Below are 14,921 nucleotides of genomic sequence, written 5' to 3'. Positions count from 1 at the left end.
ACCCCTACCCCCCGTGTGGCGGTGGCGTCGGTAAAATACCCCCTCTGGTTTTATCCCCATTGGCGGCTAAAACCCCGTCCGGTTTTTGGCCCCCTACGCTCCTGGTAGCCTGCGCCACGGCAGTTCGCGAGCAAGCTCGCTCCTACAGATGTGCTTGAGCGCCTGGATCAGCGGTTGAAGCGCTCCACCAGCGAATACTGCCGTTGCGCGGTCTGTGTCAGCTCTTCGCTGAGCAGGGCGGTGCGCTGCGCCTCGCCGGAGGTCTGGTCGGCGAGGTTGGCGATGGTGCTGATGTTGCGGTTGATCTCTTCGGCCACGGCGCTCTGTTCCTCCGCAGCGGCGGCGATCTGCGTGGCCATCTCGGTGATGTTGGCCACTGCGTCGCTGATGCCTACCAGCGCGTTGTCCGCCTGCAGTACGCGCTCCACGCCTTCGTCGGCCTGACGACGGCCGGAATCCATGGCGCGTACCGCCTCGGTGGCGGTGTTCTGCAGGTTGGCGATGAGCTGGTGAATCTGCCCGGTGGACTCGGCGGTGCGCTGCGCCAGGGAGCGGACTTCATCGGCGACCACGGCGAAGCCGCGGCCCATCTCGCCGGCGCGGGCGGCTTCGATGGCGGCATTGAGCGCCAGCAGGTTGGTCTGGTCGGCGATGCCCTTGATCACGTCCACCACGCCGCCGATCTGCTCGCTGTCGCGGGCCAGCTGGCTGACCGCTTCGCCGGTTTCACCCACGGAGCTGGACAGGCGCTGCATGGCCTCGCGGGTCTCGGCGGCGATCTGCCGGCCCTCGGTGGTCAGGTCGTTGGCCTGGCGGGTGGCATCGGCGGTGCGCTGCACGTTGTCAGCCACTTCCTGGGTGGTCGCGGCCATCTGGTTGACGGCGGTGGCCACCTGCTCGGTCTCCTGGCGCTGACGGTCGAGCCCGGCGGAGCTGTGGTGGGCCAGGGAGTCGGCTTCGCGGGCCTGCTCGGTGAGGGTTTCGGCGGTGTCCTGCAGACGGGTCAGGCAGGTCTTCAGGCGTGCTTCCTGGCTGAGTATGGACATTTCCAGGCGTGCCTGGGCGCCACGGCTGTCGGTGTACATCTGGGCGATCAGCGGGTCGGAGGTGGTCTGCTCGGCCAGTCGCAGCAGGCGCTTGAGGCCGCGCTGTTGCCAGCCGAGGCCAGCCAGGCCAAGCGGGATGGAGAGCAGGGCGGCGAGCAGGAAGCCCCAGTGGGAATTCAGCCAGGCGCCGATGAGGAAGCCGATCTGCCCGATCAGGATGAACGGCAGCCAGTCCAGCAGTACCGGCAGCCAGCGGTCGCGGGCGGGGATGGCCGACTTGCCGGCATTGATCCGTGCATACAGCGCTTCTGCCCGGCGTACCTGTTCGGCGGTGGGCTTCACCCGCACCGACTCGTAGCCGACGATCTCGTTGCGCTCGTACATCGGCGTGACATAGGCGCTGACCCAGTAATGGTCGCCGTTCTTGCAGCGGTTCTTGACGATGCCCATCCACGGGCGGCCTTTCTTCAGGGTTTCCCACATGTGCGCGAATACCGCCGGCGGCACGTCCGGATGACGCACCAGGTTGTGCGCCGCGCCCAGCAGTTCCTCGCGGGAGAAGCCGCTGATGGCGCTGAAGGCCTCATTGACGTAGCTGATGACACCGCGGGCATTGGTGGTGGAGATCAGTCGCTGGTCGGCGGGGAAGGTGCGTTCACGCTGGGTGATCGGCTGGTTGTTGCGCATCAGGCTGGAATCTCGGAGAAAGGCGAATTGGCACGTCTGTCCAGCTTATCGGCCGCCGGATCGAAAATTTGATGGCCATCACAAAAAATGTCAGAAGAGTGACGCCGGTAGGCTGACGATAGCCTATCGCTATGAGTCACTGGAAGTCTTTCGAAAGTCGAAGACGGCGGCCCGTTGCAGGCCGCCGCATTCGTTACAACCGCTCTAGATCAAGCTGCGCAGAACATAGTGGAGGATCCCGCCGGCCTTGAAGTACTCGACTTCGTTCTGCGTATCGATGCGGCAGAGCACCTCGAAGCTGTCCTGGCTGCCGTCCTCGCGCTTCACCGCGACCTTGAGGTTCATGTGCGGCTTCAGCTCGCCCGACAGGCCGCTGATGCTCAGCACTTCCTTGCCGGTCAGCTTCAGTGCCTTGCGGTCCTGGCCGTCCTTGAACTGCAGCGGCAGTACGCCCATGCCCACCAGGTTGGAGCGGTGGATACGCTCGAAGCTCTCGGCGATCACGGCTTTCACGCCCAGCAGGTTGGTGCCCTTGGCCGCCCAGTCGCGGGACGAGCCGGTGCCGTACTCCTTGCCGGCAACGATGACCAGCGGGGTGCCGTCCTGCTGGTAGCGCATGGCGGCGTCATAGATCGCCAGCTTCTCGCCAGTCGGGACGTAAAGCGTATTGCCGCCTTCCTCGCCGCCGAGCATCTCGTTCCGGATGCGGATGTTGGCGAAGGTCCCGCGCATCATCACCTCATGGTTCCCACGGCGCGAGCCGTAGGAGTTGAAATCGGCGTAGGCAACGCCGTGCTCGCTGAGGTAGCGCCCGGCCGGGCTGTCCTTCTTGATGTTGCCGGCGGGGGAGATGTGGTCAGTGGTCACCGAGTCGCCCAGCACCGCGAGGATGTTGGCGCCCTGGATGTCTTCGACCTTGGGCGGCGCATCGGCGATGTGCTCGAAGAAGGGCGGATGCTGGATATAGGTGGAATCGTCCTGCCAGGTGTAGGTCTTGGCATCCGGTACCTGGATCGCCCGCCATTTCTCGTCGCCCTGGAAGACTTCGGCGTACTCCTTGTGGAACATCGCCGTGTCCATTTTCTGAATCGCTTCGGCGATTTCCTGCTGGCTCGGCCAGATGTCCTTCAGATAGACCGGTTTGCCGTCCTTGCCAGTGCCCAGCGGGTCCTGGGTCAGGTCGGTGCGCACGGTGCCGGCCAGGGCGTAGGCGACCACCAGCGGCGGCGAGGCCAGCCAGTTGGTTTTCACCAGGGGATGCACGCGGCCCTCGAAGTTGCGGTTGCCGGAGAGCACCGAGGCGACGGTCAGGTCGGCCTGCTGGATGGCCTTCTCGATGGGGTCGAGCAGTGGGCCGGAGTTGCCGATGCAGGTGGTGCAGCCATAGCCCACCAGGTCGAAGCCCAGTTCGTCCAGGTAGCGGGTCAGGCCGGCGGCGTGGAAGTACTCGGTGACCACCTTGGAGCCGGGCGCCAGCGAGCTCTTCACCCAGGGTTTGCGCTGCAGGCCCTTCTCCAGCGCCTTCTTCGCCAGCAGGCCGGCGGCCATCATCACGCTGGGGTTGGAGGTGTTGGTGCAGGAGGTGATGGCGGCGATGACCACGGCGCCGTTCTTCAACCGGTAGGTCTGGCCTTCGTAGTGGTAGTCGGCCTCCCCGGTGGATTCCGCCGAGCCGACAGCGGCACCTCCGCCACCCTCGCTGAGCAGGCGGCCTTCCTCGGTGGCGGCCGGTTTGATCTGCAGCCCGAGGAAGTCGTCGAAGGCCTGGCTGACATGGCCGAGGGCGACGCGGTCCTGTGGGCGCTTGGGCCCGGCGAGGCTCGCTTCGACGTCGCCCATGTCCAGTTGCAGGGAATCGGTGAACACCGGCTCGTGGCCTTTTTCACGCCACAGGCCCTGGGCCTTGCTGTAGGCCTCCACCAGTTTGACCGTCTCTTCCGGGCGCCCGGACAGGCGCAGGTAGCCCAGGGTGATTTCGTCCACCGGGAAGAAGCCGCAGGTGGCGCCGTATTCCGGGGCCATGTTGGCGATGGTGGCGCGGTCGGCCAGGGGCAGGTCGGCGAGACCATCGCCGTAGAATTCGACGAATTTTCCGACAACGCCTTTCTTGCGCAGCATCTGCGTGACGGTCAGCACCAGGTCGGTGGCGGTGATGCCTTCCTTCAGCTTGCCGGTGAGCTTGAAGCCGATCACCTCGGGAATCAGCATCGACACCGGCTGGCCGAGCATGGCCGCTTCCGCCTCGATGCCGCCCACGCCCCAGCCGAGCACGCCGAGGCCGTTGATCATGGTGGTGTGCGAGTCGGTACCGACCAGGGTGTCGGGGAAGGCGTAGGTGCGGCCGTCCTCGTCCTTGGTCCAGACGGTGCGCCCCAGGTATTCCAGGTTGACCTGGTGGCAGATGCCGGTGCCCGGCGGCACCACGCGGAAGTTGTCGAAGGCGTTCTGCCCCCAGCGCAGGAAGGCGTAGCGCTCGCCGTTGCGCTCCATCTCGATCTCGACGTTCTGGGCGAAGGCCGACTGGCTGGCGAACTTGTCCACCATCACCGAGTGGTCGATGACCAGGTCGACCGGGGACAGTGGGTTGATCTTCTGCGGGTCGCCGCCGGCCTTGGCCATGGCGTCGCGCATAGCGGCGAGGTCGACCACCGCCGGTACCCCGGTGAAGTCCTGCATCAGCACGCGGGCGGGGCGGTACTGGATTTCGCGGTCGGAGCTGCGCGTCTTCAGCCAGCCGGCCAGGGCTTTGAGGTCGTCGCCGGTGACGGTGTTGTCGTCTTCCCAGCGCAACAGGTTTTCCAGCAGCACTTTCAGGGACATCGGCAGCTTGCCCAGGTCCCCCAGGCTCTTCGCCGCCTCCGGCAGGCTGTAGTAGTGATAGGTCTTGCCGGCGACCTCCAGGGTGCGCAGGCTGTTCAGGCTATCCACGGCGGGCATGACATTCTCCTCAGGCTTGGATTCTGCTCGTGTTCGGCAGCGCGGCCGATTCGATGGCGCACTGGCGATACTTGGCGAAGAAGGGCGCTGACGTCCTGATCCATCGCAGGCCTACTCCGCATGGGCAGGCCACGAACGGTGGCAATCTTCGCCAGGCACGGCAATCATCGGGCAGTCTTCTGGCGTGCTGGGCCAGACCACTCAAGCTAGACCGCTTGACGGGGTATTGCCATCTGTTCTGGACCCCTGGTCCCTGGCTGGGGTTCAGATCAAGTGACTGCGGTCGTGGGAGATTTCCGGCGAATCTGCATGAAACCTTCGTGGGCAGCCTCTATAGTGCGCGGCCAAGGAGACACCCCGATGAATACCCTTTTATTGCATTGCCGTCCGGGCTTCGAGAACGAGGTCTGCGCCGAGCTGTCCGAGCACGCCGCGCGCCTGGACATCCCCGGCTATGCCCGGGCCAAGCCGGCTAGCGCTTACGCCGAATTCATCTGCACCGACGCCGATGGCGCCGAGCGCCTGATGCGCCAGCTGCGCTTCTCCGAGCTGATCTTCCCGCGCCAGTGGGCGCGCGGCAACGGCTTCACCGCGCTGCCGGAAACGGACCGCATCGGCGCAATCCTCGAGGCCCTGGCCGGCTTTCCGCCATGCGGCAGCCTCTGGCTGGAGGTGTTCGACACCAATGACGGCAAGGAACTCTCGACCTTCTGCCGCAAGTTCGAGAAACCGCTGCGCGCCGCGCTGGTAAAAGCCGGCAAGCTGGCGGAAGACCCGAGCCTGCCGCGCCTGCTGCTGACCTTCCGCTCCGGCCGCGAGGCCTTCATCGGCCTGGCCGAGGCGCGCAACTGCGCCATGTGGCCCATGGGCATCCCGCGCCTGAAGTTCCCCCGCGAGGCGCCCAGTCGTTCGACACTGAAGCTGGAAGAGGCCTGGCACCACTTCATCCCCCGCGCCGACTGGGACCGTCGCCTGGCGCCGGACATGCTCGCCGTGGACCTGGGCGCATCGCCCGGCGGCTGGACCTGGCAGCTGGTGAACCGGGAGATGCGCGTCGTCGCCGTGGACAACGGGCCGATGGCGGAGAACCTGATGTACTCCGGGCTGGTCGAGCACCAGCGCGTCGACGGTTACGCCTTCCGTCCGCGCCAGCGCATGGACTGGATGGTCTGCGACATCGTAGAGAAGCCGGCGCGCACCGGCGCGATGATCGAAACCTGGATCGGCGAGGGGCTGTGCCGCGAGGCCATCGTCAACCTCAAGCTGCCGATGAAGCAGCGTTACGCCGAGGTGCGGCGCATCCTCGATCGCCTCGAGGATTCCTTCCGCGAACGCGGGCTGAAGGTGCAGATCGGCTGCAAGCAGCTCTACCACGACCGCGAGGAAGTGACCTGCCATCTGCGCCGCTTCGAGAAGGGCGAACGCTAGCGACGCGGAACTGCCCGGTCACGCCACCCGACCTTCGGTGACTTGTCGCGCCGCCCGGCATTGCCCATGCTGTGCGGCGCGAGATCTTCCGGAGACCTTCGTGAAGCGAAAGTTGCCCTCCCTCCTGGGCAGTTACAGCCGCATGCTGCTGCCACGCCGTGGTCTCGGCCAGGGCGAGCGCGTGCCCTACCTGGCGATGGACAGCCGCACCCTGCAGTTCGACCTGCGCCACCTTCGCGCCTACCGCCAGCACTTCGGCCTCGACCCGGCGCTGGGCGTGCCGCTGCTTTATCCGCAGGTGATCAGCCTGCCATTGCACCTGCGCCTGCTCAGCCGCTCGCGCATGCCGCTGTCGGTGGTCGGGCTGATCCACCTGCGCAGCCATATCCAGCGCTACCGACTGCTCGACGAGCACGAGCCGCTGCAGTTCGATTGCCGCATCCTCACCAGCCGTCGTAGCGAGCTGGGCCTGGAGGTGGATGTGGTCACCGAGGCCTGGCACCACGACATGCTCTACTGGCAGTCGATCACCACCTACCTGCGCCGGGGCGACTTCCTCCATCGCGAAAGCGAGCCCGATCCGCTGCCCGAACGCGCCCGGTGGCACACGCTGGAGGCGCCGGTGCATTCCGGCGTGCAGTGGCGAGTGCCGAAGATCGTCGGCTGGCGCTACGCCGGGCTGAGCGGCGATTTCAACCCGCTGCACCTGTCCCGGCTGATGGCTTCGCACTACGGCTTCGGCAAACCCTTCGCCCACGGCATGTGGGGCCTGGCGCGCAGCCTGACCGGCCGCCGCCTGGCCGAGAACGTGCGCCTGGACGCCCACTTCAAGGCGCCGCTGCCGCTGGGTAGCCAGGTGAAGCAGGTGTACCGTCGCCTGGGCAGCAAGGAACAATGGGCCCTGTTGCCTGCCGAGGGCGATGGCCAGCCGATGCTGCTGGCGCAGCTGGACGAGGCGCCGGACGGGCCGTTGCGCTGACGGGCTGGCGGGAGGGCGCCTTGCTCTTGTAGGAGCAACTGTTTTCCTCTGAAGGTCCGTACCTGGGATTTCCCTCTCCCCCGGGGGGGAGAGGGCGAACGCCCAACGCAGAATCTTCCTCGTAGGAGCGGCGCCTCTCCGCGATCAGGCCGTCAGGCCGGTGTATGGCCACCAGAGCTGTCCCGGCTGCGCCGGGATTTCGCGGAGAAGCTCCGCTCCTACAAGGGGCGCACCGAGCTCGACCTGTAGGAGCGAGCTTGCTCGCGAACCGCACGGCAGAGGCGTCAGGGACGCGCGGCCATGCGCGGCTGCAGCGGGACCAGGCCAGGTAGCTGCACCTCGCCCTTGAGTTCCACTGGGGAAATCCGCCAGGAGCTGTTGAACAGGTACTGGTCGCTGAAGCCGCTCACCAGCAAGCCAATCTCATCCCCCGGCGCCAGGCTGGCGCTGACGGCGTTCAGCCGCGTGCTGCCCTGGTTCGCCAGCGGTTTCACCTGTTCGTCCAGGCGCCGCGTATGGCCATCGGCGCTGCGAACTGCCAGGGCGGCGAACAGCTGCGCGTCGGGGCGCTCCGTCAGCGGCTGGCTGAGCCGCACTTCGGCGCTGCCGAGCAGGGCGCTGTGTTCGCTGACAGGCTGCAGGGGAATGAACCGAGAGGGTTGCAGCAGGCCGCTCGCTGCCGGGCGGATGGCGGTATCCGGCAGCGCCACGCAGGGCCCGGGCGGCGGCAGTTCGTCCAGCGCCACGCCCTGGTCGAGATCGAGGCTGATGCAGAGGTCCGGTACGCCGTCGGCGGCGCCGGGGCGCTTGCGCAGCTTTTCCTCGTACCAGGCGACTATGCCGGTATAGAGGTTGATCGCCCGCGAGCCGCAGTGGATCACCGGTTCGTTGTTGAACGGCGGCAGCCCGCTCCAGGCCTGCAGCGGCGGCGGCAGGATGTGTCCGCCCTGCATGCCCAGCAGGCGCACATCAGCCGGTCCACGTTTCAGGCACTCGCGGATCTGCAGCCCTTGGTCCAGCGGGAACAGCGTGTCGCGCAGGCCCTGGATCAGCAGGGCATCGGCGTGGGGCAGGCGGCCGGCCGCGCAATAGCTGGCAAGGCTGTTGGCGTGCAGTTCGGCCTGCACCGGCGCGGCCATGCGCCCGCCAGAGGTGTGCAGGTAATCGGCCTGGACGAACTTGCCCAGGTCGTAACCGGTCGCGAGCCCCAGGCTGACCAGCACGCCGCCCCAGCCGATCTTCAGCTGGCCGTCCGGCGCCAGGGCGTCGGCCAGGTCGTACCAGGTGGCGATGGGGACGATGGCGTCGATGCGCGGGTCTTCCGCCGAGGCCAGCAGCTGCACGGCGCCGCCATAGCTTTCGCCGAGCATGCCGACGCGCGGGTCGTTCGGGCCGTCCAGGGTCAGCCGGGCCAGGTGCGTGGCGGCCCAGTCGATCACCGCGCTGGCGTCCTGCACCTCGAACTGCGGATTCATCATCTCGATGCGCCCGTCGCTGCCGCCCCAGCCGCGCTGGTCGTAGCTGACTACCCAGAAGCCGGCCTTCCAGGCGCGCAACGCGGCGCGGCCGGACATCATGTTCTTGCCGTAGTAGCCATCCGGCCCGGTCACCCGCCAGCCGCCCCAGCCGTGGGTGTGGACGATCAGCGGGGCGCTCTCGCCGGCCTTCAGTGCGGGTTGGAATACGGTGGCGGAGAGCTTCGTGCCGTCGCGCGCCGTGATGACGGCTTCGAACCAGGTGGCCGGCAGGTCTTCGCCTGCGCTGGCGGCGAAGTCGGGGACCTGGTCGCGGGCGGCGCAGCCGGCGAGCAGCGCAAGGCACAGGCAGAGGAGGGCGCGCATCGACATTCCATTGTGGGGAGCGAATGCGCCAGCATGCCCGGCGCCCGCAGCGGCCACCCCCCAACCAAGGTTCGGTGACCCGGACGGACGCGGGGTGACCGCACGGTGCCCTTTGCGCGACAATGCGCCATTGGTTTTCTGGAGTGACGTGATGTCCCAGCCTGTCGATGCGATTCTCGACGCCACCGGCCTGAACTGCCCCGAGCCGGTCATGATGCTGCACAACAAGGTGCGCGACCTGCCGGCCGGCGGCCTGCTCAAGGTCATCGCCACCGATCCTTCCACGCGTCGCGACATCCCCAAGTTCTGCGTCTTCCTCGGCCACGAGCTGGTGGAACAGCAGGAAGAGGCGGGGACCTACCTGTACTGGATTCGCAAGAAGGCGGAGTGATCATCCCGCCGATGGTGGCTGGCGTAGGAGCGGACTCTGTCCGCGATGTCCATGCGTCGCTCCGATCTTGTCGGTGAGCGATCGCGGACGGAGTCCGCTCCTGCCCGACGGGATATTCCGCTGCGTGGCAGATCATCGGGTGCATAACGCGCCAGCGTTATCCGCCGCGAGGTACTCGGCGGATAACCCGTTCCGGGTTGTGCGCCCTACGGTCTGTGCAGGAGGCATGGCGTTGTGTAGGAGCGAGCTTGCTCGCGAACGGAACTCCCGGAAGATCCAGCGCTGGGCGATCATCCGCCCGACCAGCGCGACGAAGGTCAGGGCGATCAGAACCACCGAGATGGCCGCCACGGCAGGGTCGATGTTGTCGCGCAGGCCGGACCAGATCTGCCGCGGCAGGGTGTTGACCTCGGTGCTGGTGACGAACAGGGTCACCGCGATCTCCTCCCAGCTCAGCGCAAAGCACAGCAGCGCCGTGCTCGCCACGCCCAGCTTGAGGTTCGGCAGCACCACCATGAAGGTGGTCTGGCCCAGGCTGGCGCCAAGGTTGCGCGCGGCCAGTTCGATGCGCCGGTCCAGTTGACTCAGCGCCACCAGCATGGTCACCACGCCGTAGGGCACGACCATCACGATGTGCGCGATGGTCAGGCCGAACAGCGTGTCGTAGCCCAGGCCGGGGGCGAACTGGCTGACCTTGGTTTCCATGAAGTACAGGACCATCGCCGAGATCATCGGCGGGATCGCCATGGGCAGCAGCACCAGGCCGATCAGCAGGGTCGCCAGGCGCGAGCGCAGGTACCAGATGCCGAGGCTGAAACTCACCGCCAGCGCGGTGGCGATGATGCAGGTGGCGGTGGCGACGACCAGGCTCTGGCCGATTGCCGAGAGCCATTCGGGGCTGTCCAGCAGCGCCTGGTAGTGGCGCAGCGACCAGTTGCCGTTGGGCATCGACAGGAAGCGCTTGCTGGTGAAGGACACCGGGATCACCGCCAGCAGCGGGAAGACCATGAAGATCATCGCCATGGTCGCCAGCAGGCGGCTCGGGGCTTTGGTTTCGTGCGAATTCATGACTGCGGCTCCTTATCCCACCAGCTTGTCGACGCGGGTCATGCGCAGCAGCGCCCAGATCATCGCGCTGACCAGCGCCAGCAGCACCACCGAGAGCGCGGCGCCCAGGCCCCAGTTGCTGGTCTGGAACATCTGCAGGTAGACGTACTCGGCCACCATCACGGTCTGCCCGCCGCCGAGGATCGCCGGGGTGATGAAGAAGCCCAGGCAGAACACGAAGACGATGATGAAGGCGCCGAGGATGCCGGGGATGGTCTGCGGCACGAAGATGCTCCAGAAAGTGCGCAGCTGCCCGGCGCCCAGGCCGCGCGCGGCCAGCAGCACGCGAGGGTCGAGGCGGCGCATGGTGGAAACCAGCGGGAACAGCGCGAAGGGCACCATGAAGTGGACCATGCCGATCACCACGCCCAGCTCGTTGCGGGTGAGCTGCAACGGCTCGCTGGTGATGCCCAGGAACTGCAGCCAGTCGTTGAGCAGGCCGTTGCTGCGCAGGGCGATCAGCCAGCCGAAGGCGCGCACCAGCACCGACAGCCAGAAGGGGATGAACACGCAGATTTCCACCACGCGCTGCCAGAACGGCGGGCTGTAGACCCAGCAGTAGGCCATCAGGTAGGCGATCACCAGGGAGATCACGCTGACCGTGGTGCACAGGCGGAAGGTCCGCCAGAGCACGTCGTGGATCGCCGGGTCGGTGATGATCCGCTGGTACTGCTCGATCCCCGGCTCGGGCAGGGTCACGCTCCAGCCGAGCACGCCGAGGAAGGGCAGTACGTAGAAGACGATCAGCACGACCGGCAGCGGCAGCAGCAGGGCGCCCAGCTTCAGCCGCGAGGGGGCGTTATCGGCCATGACCTGCGCTCCGCGTCACTTGGAAATGTGGGTCAGGTACTGCTCCAGCGTCGCCCCGTAGTGGTCGGTGTACCACTCGTGGCTGAGCATCACCTGCTTGGGCAGGTTCGCAGGATCTGTGCAGTTCAGGTGCTTGCGGTCGTCCGGGATCAGCGCAGCGGCGGCGGGATTGGCCGGGCCGTTGCCGAACATCTTGAACAGCTCCACCTGGGTCTGCGGGTCCTGGGCGTAGGCAATGAATTTCATCGCCGCCTCGGTGCCGGCCGGGTTGCCCTTGAGCACGCCCCAGTTGCTGCAGCCCAGCAGGGCGTTGTCGAAGGTCCACTTGATGCGGCCTTCGCTGTCGTCGGTGATGACCTGGGCGCGGGTGTTCCAGATGGCGCCCATGGAGACTTCGCCTTCGATCAGCAGCTGCTGGGTTTCCGCGCCCGAGCCCCAGAAGGACAGGACATGGGGCTTGAGCTCCTCGATCTTCTTCAGCGCGCGCGGCACGTCCAGCGGGTAGAGCTTGTCCGGCGTCACGCCGTCGGCCAGCAGCGCGGCTTCGAGCATGCCGTTCATCCACTTGTACAGGGTGCGCTTGCCGGGGAAAGTCTTCACGTCCCAGAAGTCCGCCCAGGTCTTGGGTGCCTTGTCGCCGAAGCGCTCGCTGTCGTAGGCGATCACGTAGCTGAGCATGTAGTTGGCGATGCCGTATTCGTAGGCAAAGCCGGGCAGCACCTTGTCCCTGGACACCACGTTGTAGTCGATGGGCTGGACCAGGCCTTCCTTGCCGAGGATCTGCAGCACCGAGCTTTCCGCGTCGACCACGTCCCAGCTCACCCGGCCGCTGGACAGCTGGGTGCGGATGGCGCCTTCGGTGGGGCCGCTGCCGTCGATCTTGGTGGGGATGCCGGTGGCCTTGGAGAAGCCCTCGGTCCAGGCCTTGCCGAACGCCTTGATGGCGTCGCCGCCCCAGTTCACCACCACCAGCGGCTTGTCGCCGGCGGCGAAGCTCACGCCACTGCGCAAGGCCAGCGGCAGGGCGGCCATCAGGCCCATGCCCTTGAGGAAGGTGCGGCGGTCGATCTGCCCGCGACGGGTCTTTTCGATGAGGACTTGGATGCAGTCTTGCTGGTGGGGATTGAACTCTTTCGGATTGAACATGGGTGCAGCTCCCGGTCAGGTGGGATGGCGAATAGGGGACGAATGCGTGCGGCGACTCAGGCGATCAGCAGGCTTTTCTCGATGGGCCAGCTCAGCCAGACCTTCGCGCCCTGTTCCAGGCGCGAGGCCTGGTGGTCGGCGTGCACGGCCAGGCTCATCGGTTGCTTGCCCTCGCTGCCGGCACCCAGGCACAGCTCGGTGCTGGCGCCCTGGTAGGTCTTGGCGGTGAGCACGGCCTGCACCACGTTGTGGCCGTTCACCTGCGGCGGGGCGCTGTGCAGCTGCATGTGTTCCGGGCGCACCGCCAGCAGCGGCGCCTCGGCCTGCATGGCGTGGGAATAGCCGGCGCGCAGCTCGGCCTCGCCGAAGCGTCCGCAGGCCAGCTCGCCGGCGCGGCCCACCTGGCTCAGCGGGAACAGGTTCATCTTGCCGAGGAACTCGGCGACGAAACGGTTGCTCGGCAGGTTGTAGATGGTCTGCGGGTCGTCGACCTGGGCCAGCTGGCCGCGGTTGAAGATGGCGATGCGGGTGGAGAGGGCGAGGGCTTCGTTCTGGTCGTGGGTGACGAAGACGAAGGTAGTGCCGACCTGGCGATGGATGCGCTGCAGTTCCGCCTGCAGCTGTTCGCGCAGGTTCTTGTCCAGCGCCGAGAGGGGTTCGTCGAGCAGCAGCATGTCCGGTTCGAACACCAGGGCGCGGGCAATGGCCACGCGTTGCTGCTGGCCGCCGGAGAGCTCGCCGGGGCGCTTGCCCAGGTGCTCGCCGAGGCCGACCACATCGAGCATGTGGCGCACGCGGCGGTTGCGTTCCTCGGCTTTCACGCCACGGATCTTCAGCGGGAAGCCGACGTTGTCCTCGATGCTCATGTGCGGGAACAGGGCGTAGCCCTGGAACACCATGCCGAAGTTGCGCTTCTCGGCGGGACGCCGGGTGATGTCGGCACCGCCCTCTTCGAGCTTGCCGCGGGATGGGTCCTGGAACCCGGCGAGGATCATCAGGAAGGTGGTCTTGCCGGAGCCCGAAGGCCCGAGGAGGGTGAGGAACTCGCCCTGCTGGATGTCGATGGACACGTTGTCCAGCGCGTTGAAACTTCCGTAGCTCTTGCCGATGCCGATGGCACGGAGTTGGGGCTGTCGCTCCACTGCACTTACCTCGATTTCTTGTTCTTGTTCGAGAGGCCGCCGGTGAGGATCGGGTAAAGATCAGCGGCCTTTTTTTAATGCAGTATTGTCAAATCCCTCTCCGCTTCAATCGCGTTTTTTCGCCCTCATTGTTCGAATTCATTCACCAATCACCGCCGTTCTTCCGCTGTGGCGGAACTGCTCGGACATGCGCAGCTCGGCCTTCATCCAGGCCTTGAAGGCGCGAATGTCGGGGCGTTCGGACCTGGCCGGGTCGGTGACGAAGTAGTAGCGGTTGGGTGGCTCGATGGCGACGTTGAACAGCCGCACCAACTGCCCCTTGGCCATCGCGTCGCCGCTGACCAGCGCATCGCCCATGGCCACGCCCTGCCCGGCGATGGCCGCCGATTGCACCAGGTGCGCATCGGAGAAGACGATGCCGTTGCGCACATTGAGGTCGCGCACCCCAGCGGCAGCGGTCCACAGCAACCAGTCGGAATGGTCGACCATGTGCAGGAAGGGCAGGCTGGCGAGGTCCTCCGGGGAGTCCAGGCCGCCCACCGAGTTGATCAGCGAGGGGCTGCATACCGGGAAGGTATCCAGGGTGGCGATCAGCTCGACGTGCAGGTCGGTCCAGTCGCCGACGCCGTAGGCGATGAACAGGTCGACGTCGCGGTCGCTGACGTCGTCGGGCACCCGTGGCGAGACCAGATTCAGCTCCACCTGCGGGTGGGCGCGCTGGAACTTGCCGATCTGGTGGCACAGCCAGTAGGTGGCGAAGCCCGGCGTGCAGCTCACGCACAGGCGGCCGGAGACTTCCTCGGCATTGGCGAAGCGCCGCGCCTCGTTGAGGATCGCCAGCGCGCGCTGGGTCTCGCGGGCGAAGCATTCGCCGTGGTAGGTCAGCGCGATGCCACGGCCGACCCGTTCGGTGAGGGCGATGCCCAGGCAGTCTTCCAGGCTGTGCAACTGGTGGCTGACGGCGCTGCGGGTCAGGCTCAGCTCGCTGGCCGCACCGGACAGACTGCCCAGACGGGCGACGGCGTCCAGCACGCGCAGGGCGGTCATCGAGGGGAAACGCATGGCTTGCTCCAGTTTCGAAGTGGAGCCTTTATCCCTGAGCGCGGCGGCGGTGTCGAGAGGCTGCGGGTACGGGCGGAGGACGGGCGTTCCCCCTGATCGCCGAAGCCCCCTGTAGGAGGGCCATGCCCGCGATCCGCCGGCAGGGCCGGCGCTTTCTCTTGCTCGGGTGTTGCAGGTCTGCTGCATTGGCCTGGGTGTTCCAGCGCCGCTTCAGCGTGCGCGCAGACTCCCTGTTTCGCCCCCTCGGGCGACCTACTTTGGCAAACGACCCAAAGCAGGCAAAGGTCTTGCCCCGGACATCCGGTTTTTCGCTTGGGGCGAAAAATTCCCTCGTTGAACGGGGCA

11 protein-coding genes are annotated in these 14,921 nt (G+C 66.5%); 3 read left to right on the top strand and 8 right to left on the bottom strand.

What is annotated here, in order from left to right:
• Nucleotides 1-167: 167 nt before the first annotated feature.
• Together ACCC94_RS11720 and acnA are read right to left on the bottom strand one after the other, a co-directional pair.
• A complete protein-coding gene (locus tag ACCC94_RS11720; RefSeq protein ID WP_413349630.1) occupies nucleotides 168-1,733 on the bottom strand; it encodes a PAS domain-containing methyl-accepting chemotaxis protein in 1,566 nt (521 codons plus the stop codon).
• A gap of 204 nt (nucleotides 1,734-1,937) precedes the next feature.
• Nucleotides 1,938-4,670, bottom strand: a complete 2,733-nt coding sequence (acnA, locus tag ACCC94_RS11715) for an aconitate hydratase AcnA (RefSeq protein WP_413349629.1) — start codon at nucleotides 4,668-4,670, stop codon at nucleotides 1,938-1,940.
• A gap of 360 nt (nucleotides 4,671-5,030) precedes the next feature.
• On the opposite strand from acnA, the gene rlmM reads away from it, so the two are divergent.
• Both rlmM and ACCC94_RS11705 read left to right on the top strand, forming a co-directional pair.
• On the top strand, nucleotides 5,031-6,098 hold the full coding sequence (gene rlmM, locus ACCC94_RS11710; RefSeq protein WP_413349628.1) for a 23S rRNA (cytidine(2498)-2'-O)-methyltransferase RlmM: 1,068 nt from the start codon (nucleotides 5,031-5,033) through the stop codon (nucleotides 6,096-6,098).
• A gap of 100 nt (nucleotides 6,099-6,198) precedes the next feature.
• On the top strand, nucleotides 6,199-7,077 hold the full coding sequence (locus tag ACCC94_RS11705; RefSeq protein ID WP_413349627.1) for a MaoC family dehydratase: 879 nt from the start codon (nucleotides 6,199-6,201) through the stop codon (nucleotides 7,075-7,077).
• Between the two features lie 284 nt (nucleotides 7,078-7,361).
• Here the strand turns inward: ACCC94_RS11705 and ACCC94_RS11700 are convergent, their stop codons facing one another.
• Nucleotides 7,362-8,918 (bottom strand): alpha/beta hydrolase, encoded by a 1,557-nt coding sequence (locus ACCC94_RS11700; protein ID WP_413349626.1) that lies wholly within the window; start codon nucleotides 8,916-8,918, stop codon nucleotides 7,362-7,364.
• A 151-nt stretch (nucleotides 8,919-9,069) separates the two neighbouring features.
• Between ACCC94_RS11700 and tusA the strand changes: the two genes are divergently transcribed.
• Entirely contained in the window at nucleotides 9,070-9,309 is a 240-nt protein-coding gene (gene tusA / locus ACCC94_RS11695) for a sulfurtransferase TusA (RefSeq protein WP_015477744.1), read from the top strand.
• 132 nt (nucleotides 9,310-9,441) lie between these two features.
• Here the strand turns inward: tusA and ACCC94_RS11690 are convergent, their stop codons facing one another.
• The 5 genes from ACCC94_RS11690 to ACCC94_RS11670 form a co-directional block, all read right to left on the bottom strand.
• The gene (locus ACCC94_RS11690) at nucleotides 9,442-10,377 is read right to left on the bottom strand and encodes an ABC transporter permease (RefSeq protein WP_413349625.1); all 936 of its coding nucleotides are present in this window, start codon (nucleotides 10,375-10,377) and stop codon (nucleotides 9,442-9,444) included.
• Between the two features lie 12 nt (nucleotides 10,378-10,389).
• Nucleotides 10,390-11,226: an ABC transporter permease gene (locus ACCC94_RS11685; RefSeq protein WP_413349624.1), complete on the bottom strand. Its 837-nt coding sequence runs from the start codon at nucleotides 11,224-11,226 to the stop codon at nucleotides 10,390-10,392.
• A gap of 15 nt (nucleotides 11,227-11,241) precedes the next feature.
• Nucleotides 11,242-12,372 (bottom strand): ABC transporter substrate-binding protein, encoded by a 1,131-nt coding sequence (locus ACCC94_RS11680; protein WP_413349623.1) that lies wholly within the window; start codon nucleotides 12,370-12,372, stop codon nucleotides 11,242-11,244.
• A 56-nt stretch (nucleotides 12,373-12,428) separates the two neighbouring features.
• The gene (locus tag ACCC94_RS11675; RefSeq protein ID WP_413349622.1) at nucleotides 12,429-13,514 is read right to left on the bottom strand and encodes an ABC transporter ATP-binding protein; all 1,086 of its coding nucleotides are present in this window, start codon (nucleotides 13,512-13,514) and stop codon (nucleotides 12,429-12,431) included.
• Nucleotides 13,515-13,652: 138 nt separating this feature from the next.
• Entirely contained in the window at nucleotides 13,653-14,576 is a 924-nt protein-coding gene (locus ACCC94_RS11670; protein ID WP_413349621.1) for a LysR substrate-binding domain-containing protein, read from the bottom strand.
• Nucleotides 14,577-14,921: the final 345 nt, after the last annotated feature.

It is taken from the genome of Pseudomonas sp. Pseusp97, from assembly GCF_047304025.1.
Lineage (GTDB): Bacteria > Pseudomonadota > Gammaproteobacteria > Pseudomonadales > Pseudomonadaceae > Pseudomonas.
This window is presented reverse-complemented; position numbering and strand designations above follow the sequence as displayed.

What these genes read in the sequence shown, in the direction of transcription:
- ACCC94_RS11720 (WP_413349630.1), bottom strand. Translation starts at nt 1,733, where the DNA reads ATGCGCAACAACCAGCCGATCACCCAGCGTGAACGCACCTTCCCCGCC.
- acnA (WP_413349629.1), bottom strand. Translation starts at nt 4,670, where the DNA reads ATGCCCGCCGTGGATAGCCTGAACAGCCTGCGCACCCTGGAGGTCGCC.
- rlmM (WP_413349628.1), top strand. Translation starts at nt 5,031, where the DNA reads ATGAATACCCTTTTATTGCATTGCCGTCCGGGCTTCGAGAACGAGGTC.
- ACCC94_RS11700 (WP_413349626.1), bottom strand. Translation starts at nt 8,918, where the DNA reads ATGCGCGCCCTCCTCTGCCTGTGCCTTGCGCTGCTCGCCGGCTGCGCC.
- tusA (WP_015477744.1), top strand. Translation starts at nt 9,070, where the DNA reads ATGTCCCAGCCTGTCGATGCGATTCTCGACGCCACCGGCCTGAACTGC.
- ACCC94_RS11690 (WP_413349625.1), bottom strand. Translation starts at nt 10,377, where the DNA reads ATGAATTCGCACGAAACCAAAGCCCCGAGCCGCCTGCTGGCGACCATG.
- ACCC94_RS11685 (WP_413349624.1), bottom strand. Translation starts at nt 11,226, where the DNA reads ATGGCCGATAACGCCCCCTCGCGGCTGAAGCTGGGCGCCCTGCTGCTG.
- ACCC94_RS11680 (WP_413349623.1), bottom strand. Translation starts at nt 12,372, where the DNA reads ATGTTCAATCCGAAAGAGTTCAATCCCCACCAGCAAGACTGCATCCAA.
- ACCC94_RS11670 (WP_413349621.1), bottom strand. Translation starts at nt 14,576, where the DNA reads ATGCGTTTCCCCTCGATGACCGCCCTGCGCGTGCTGGACGCCGTCGCC.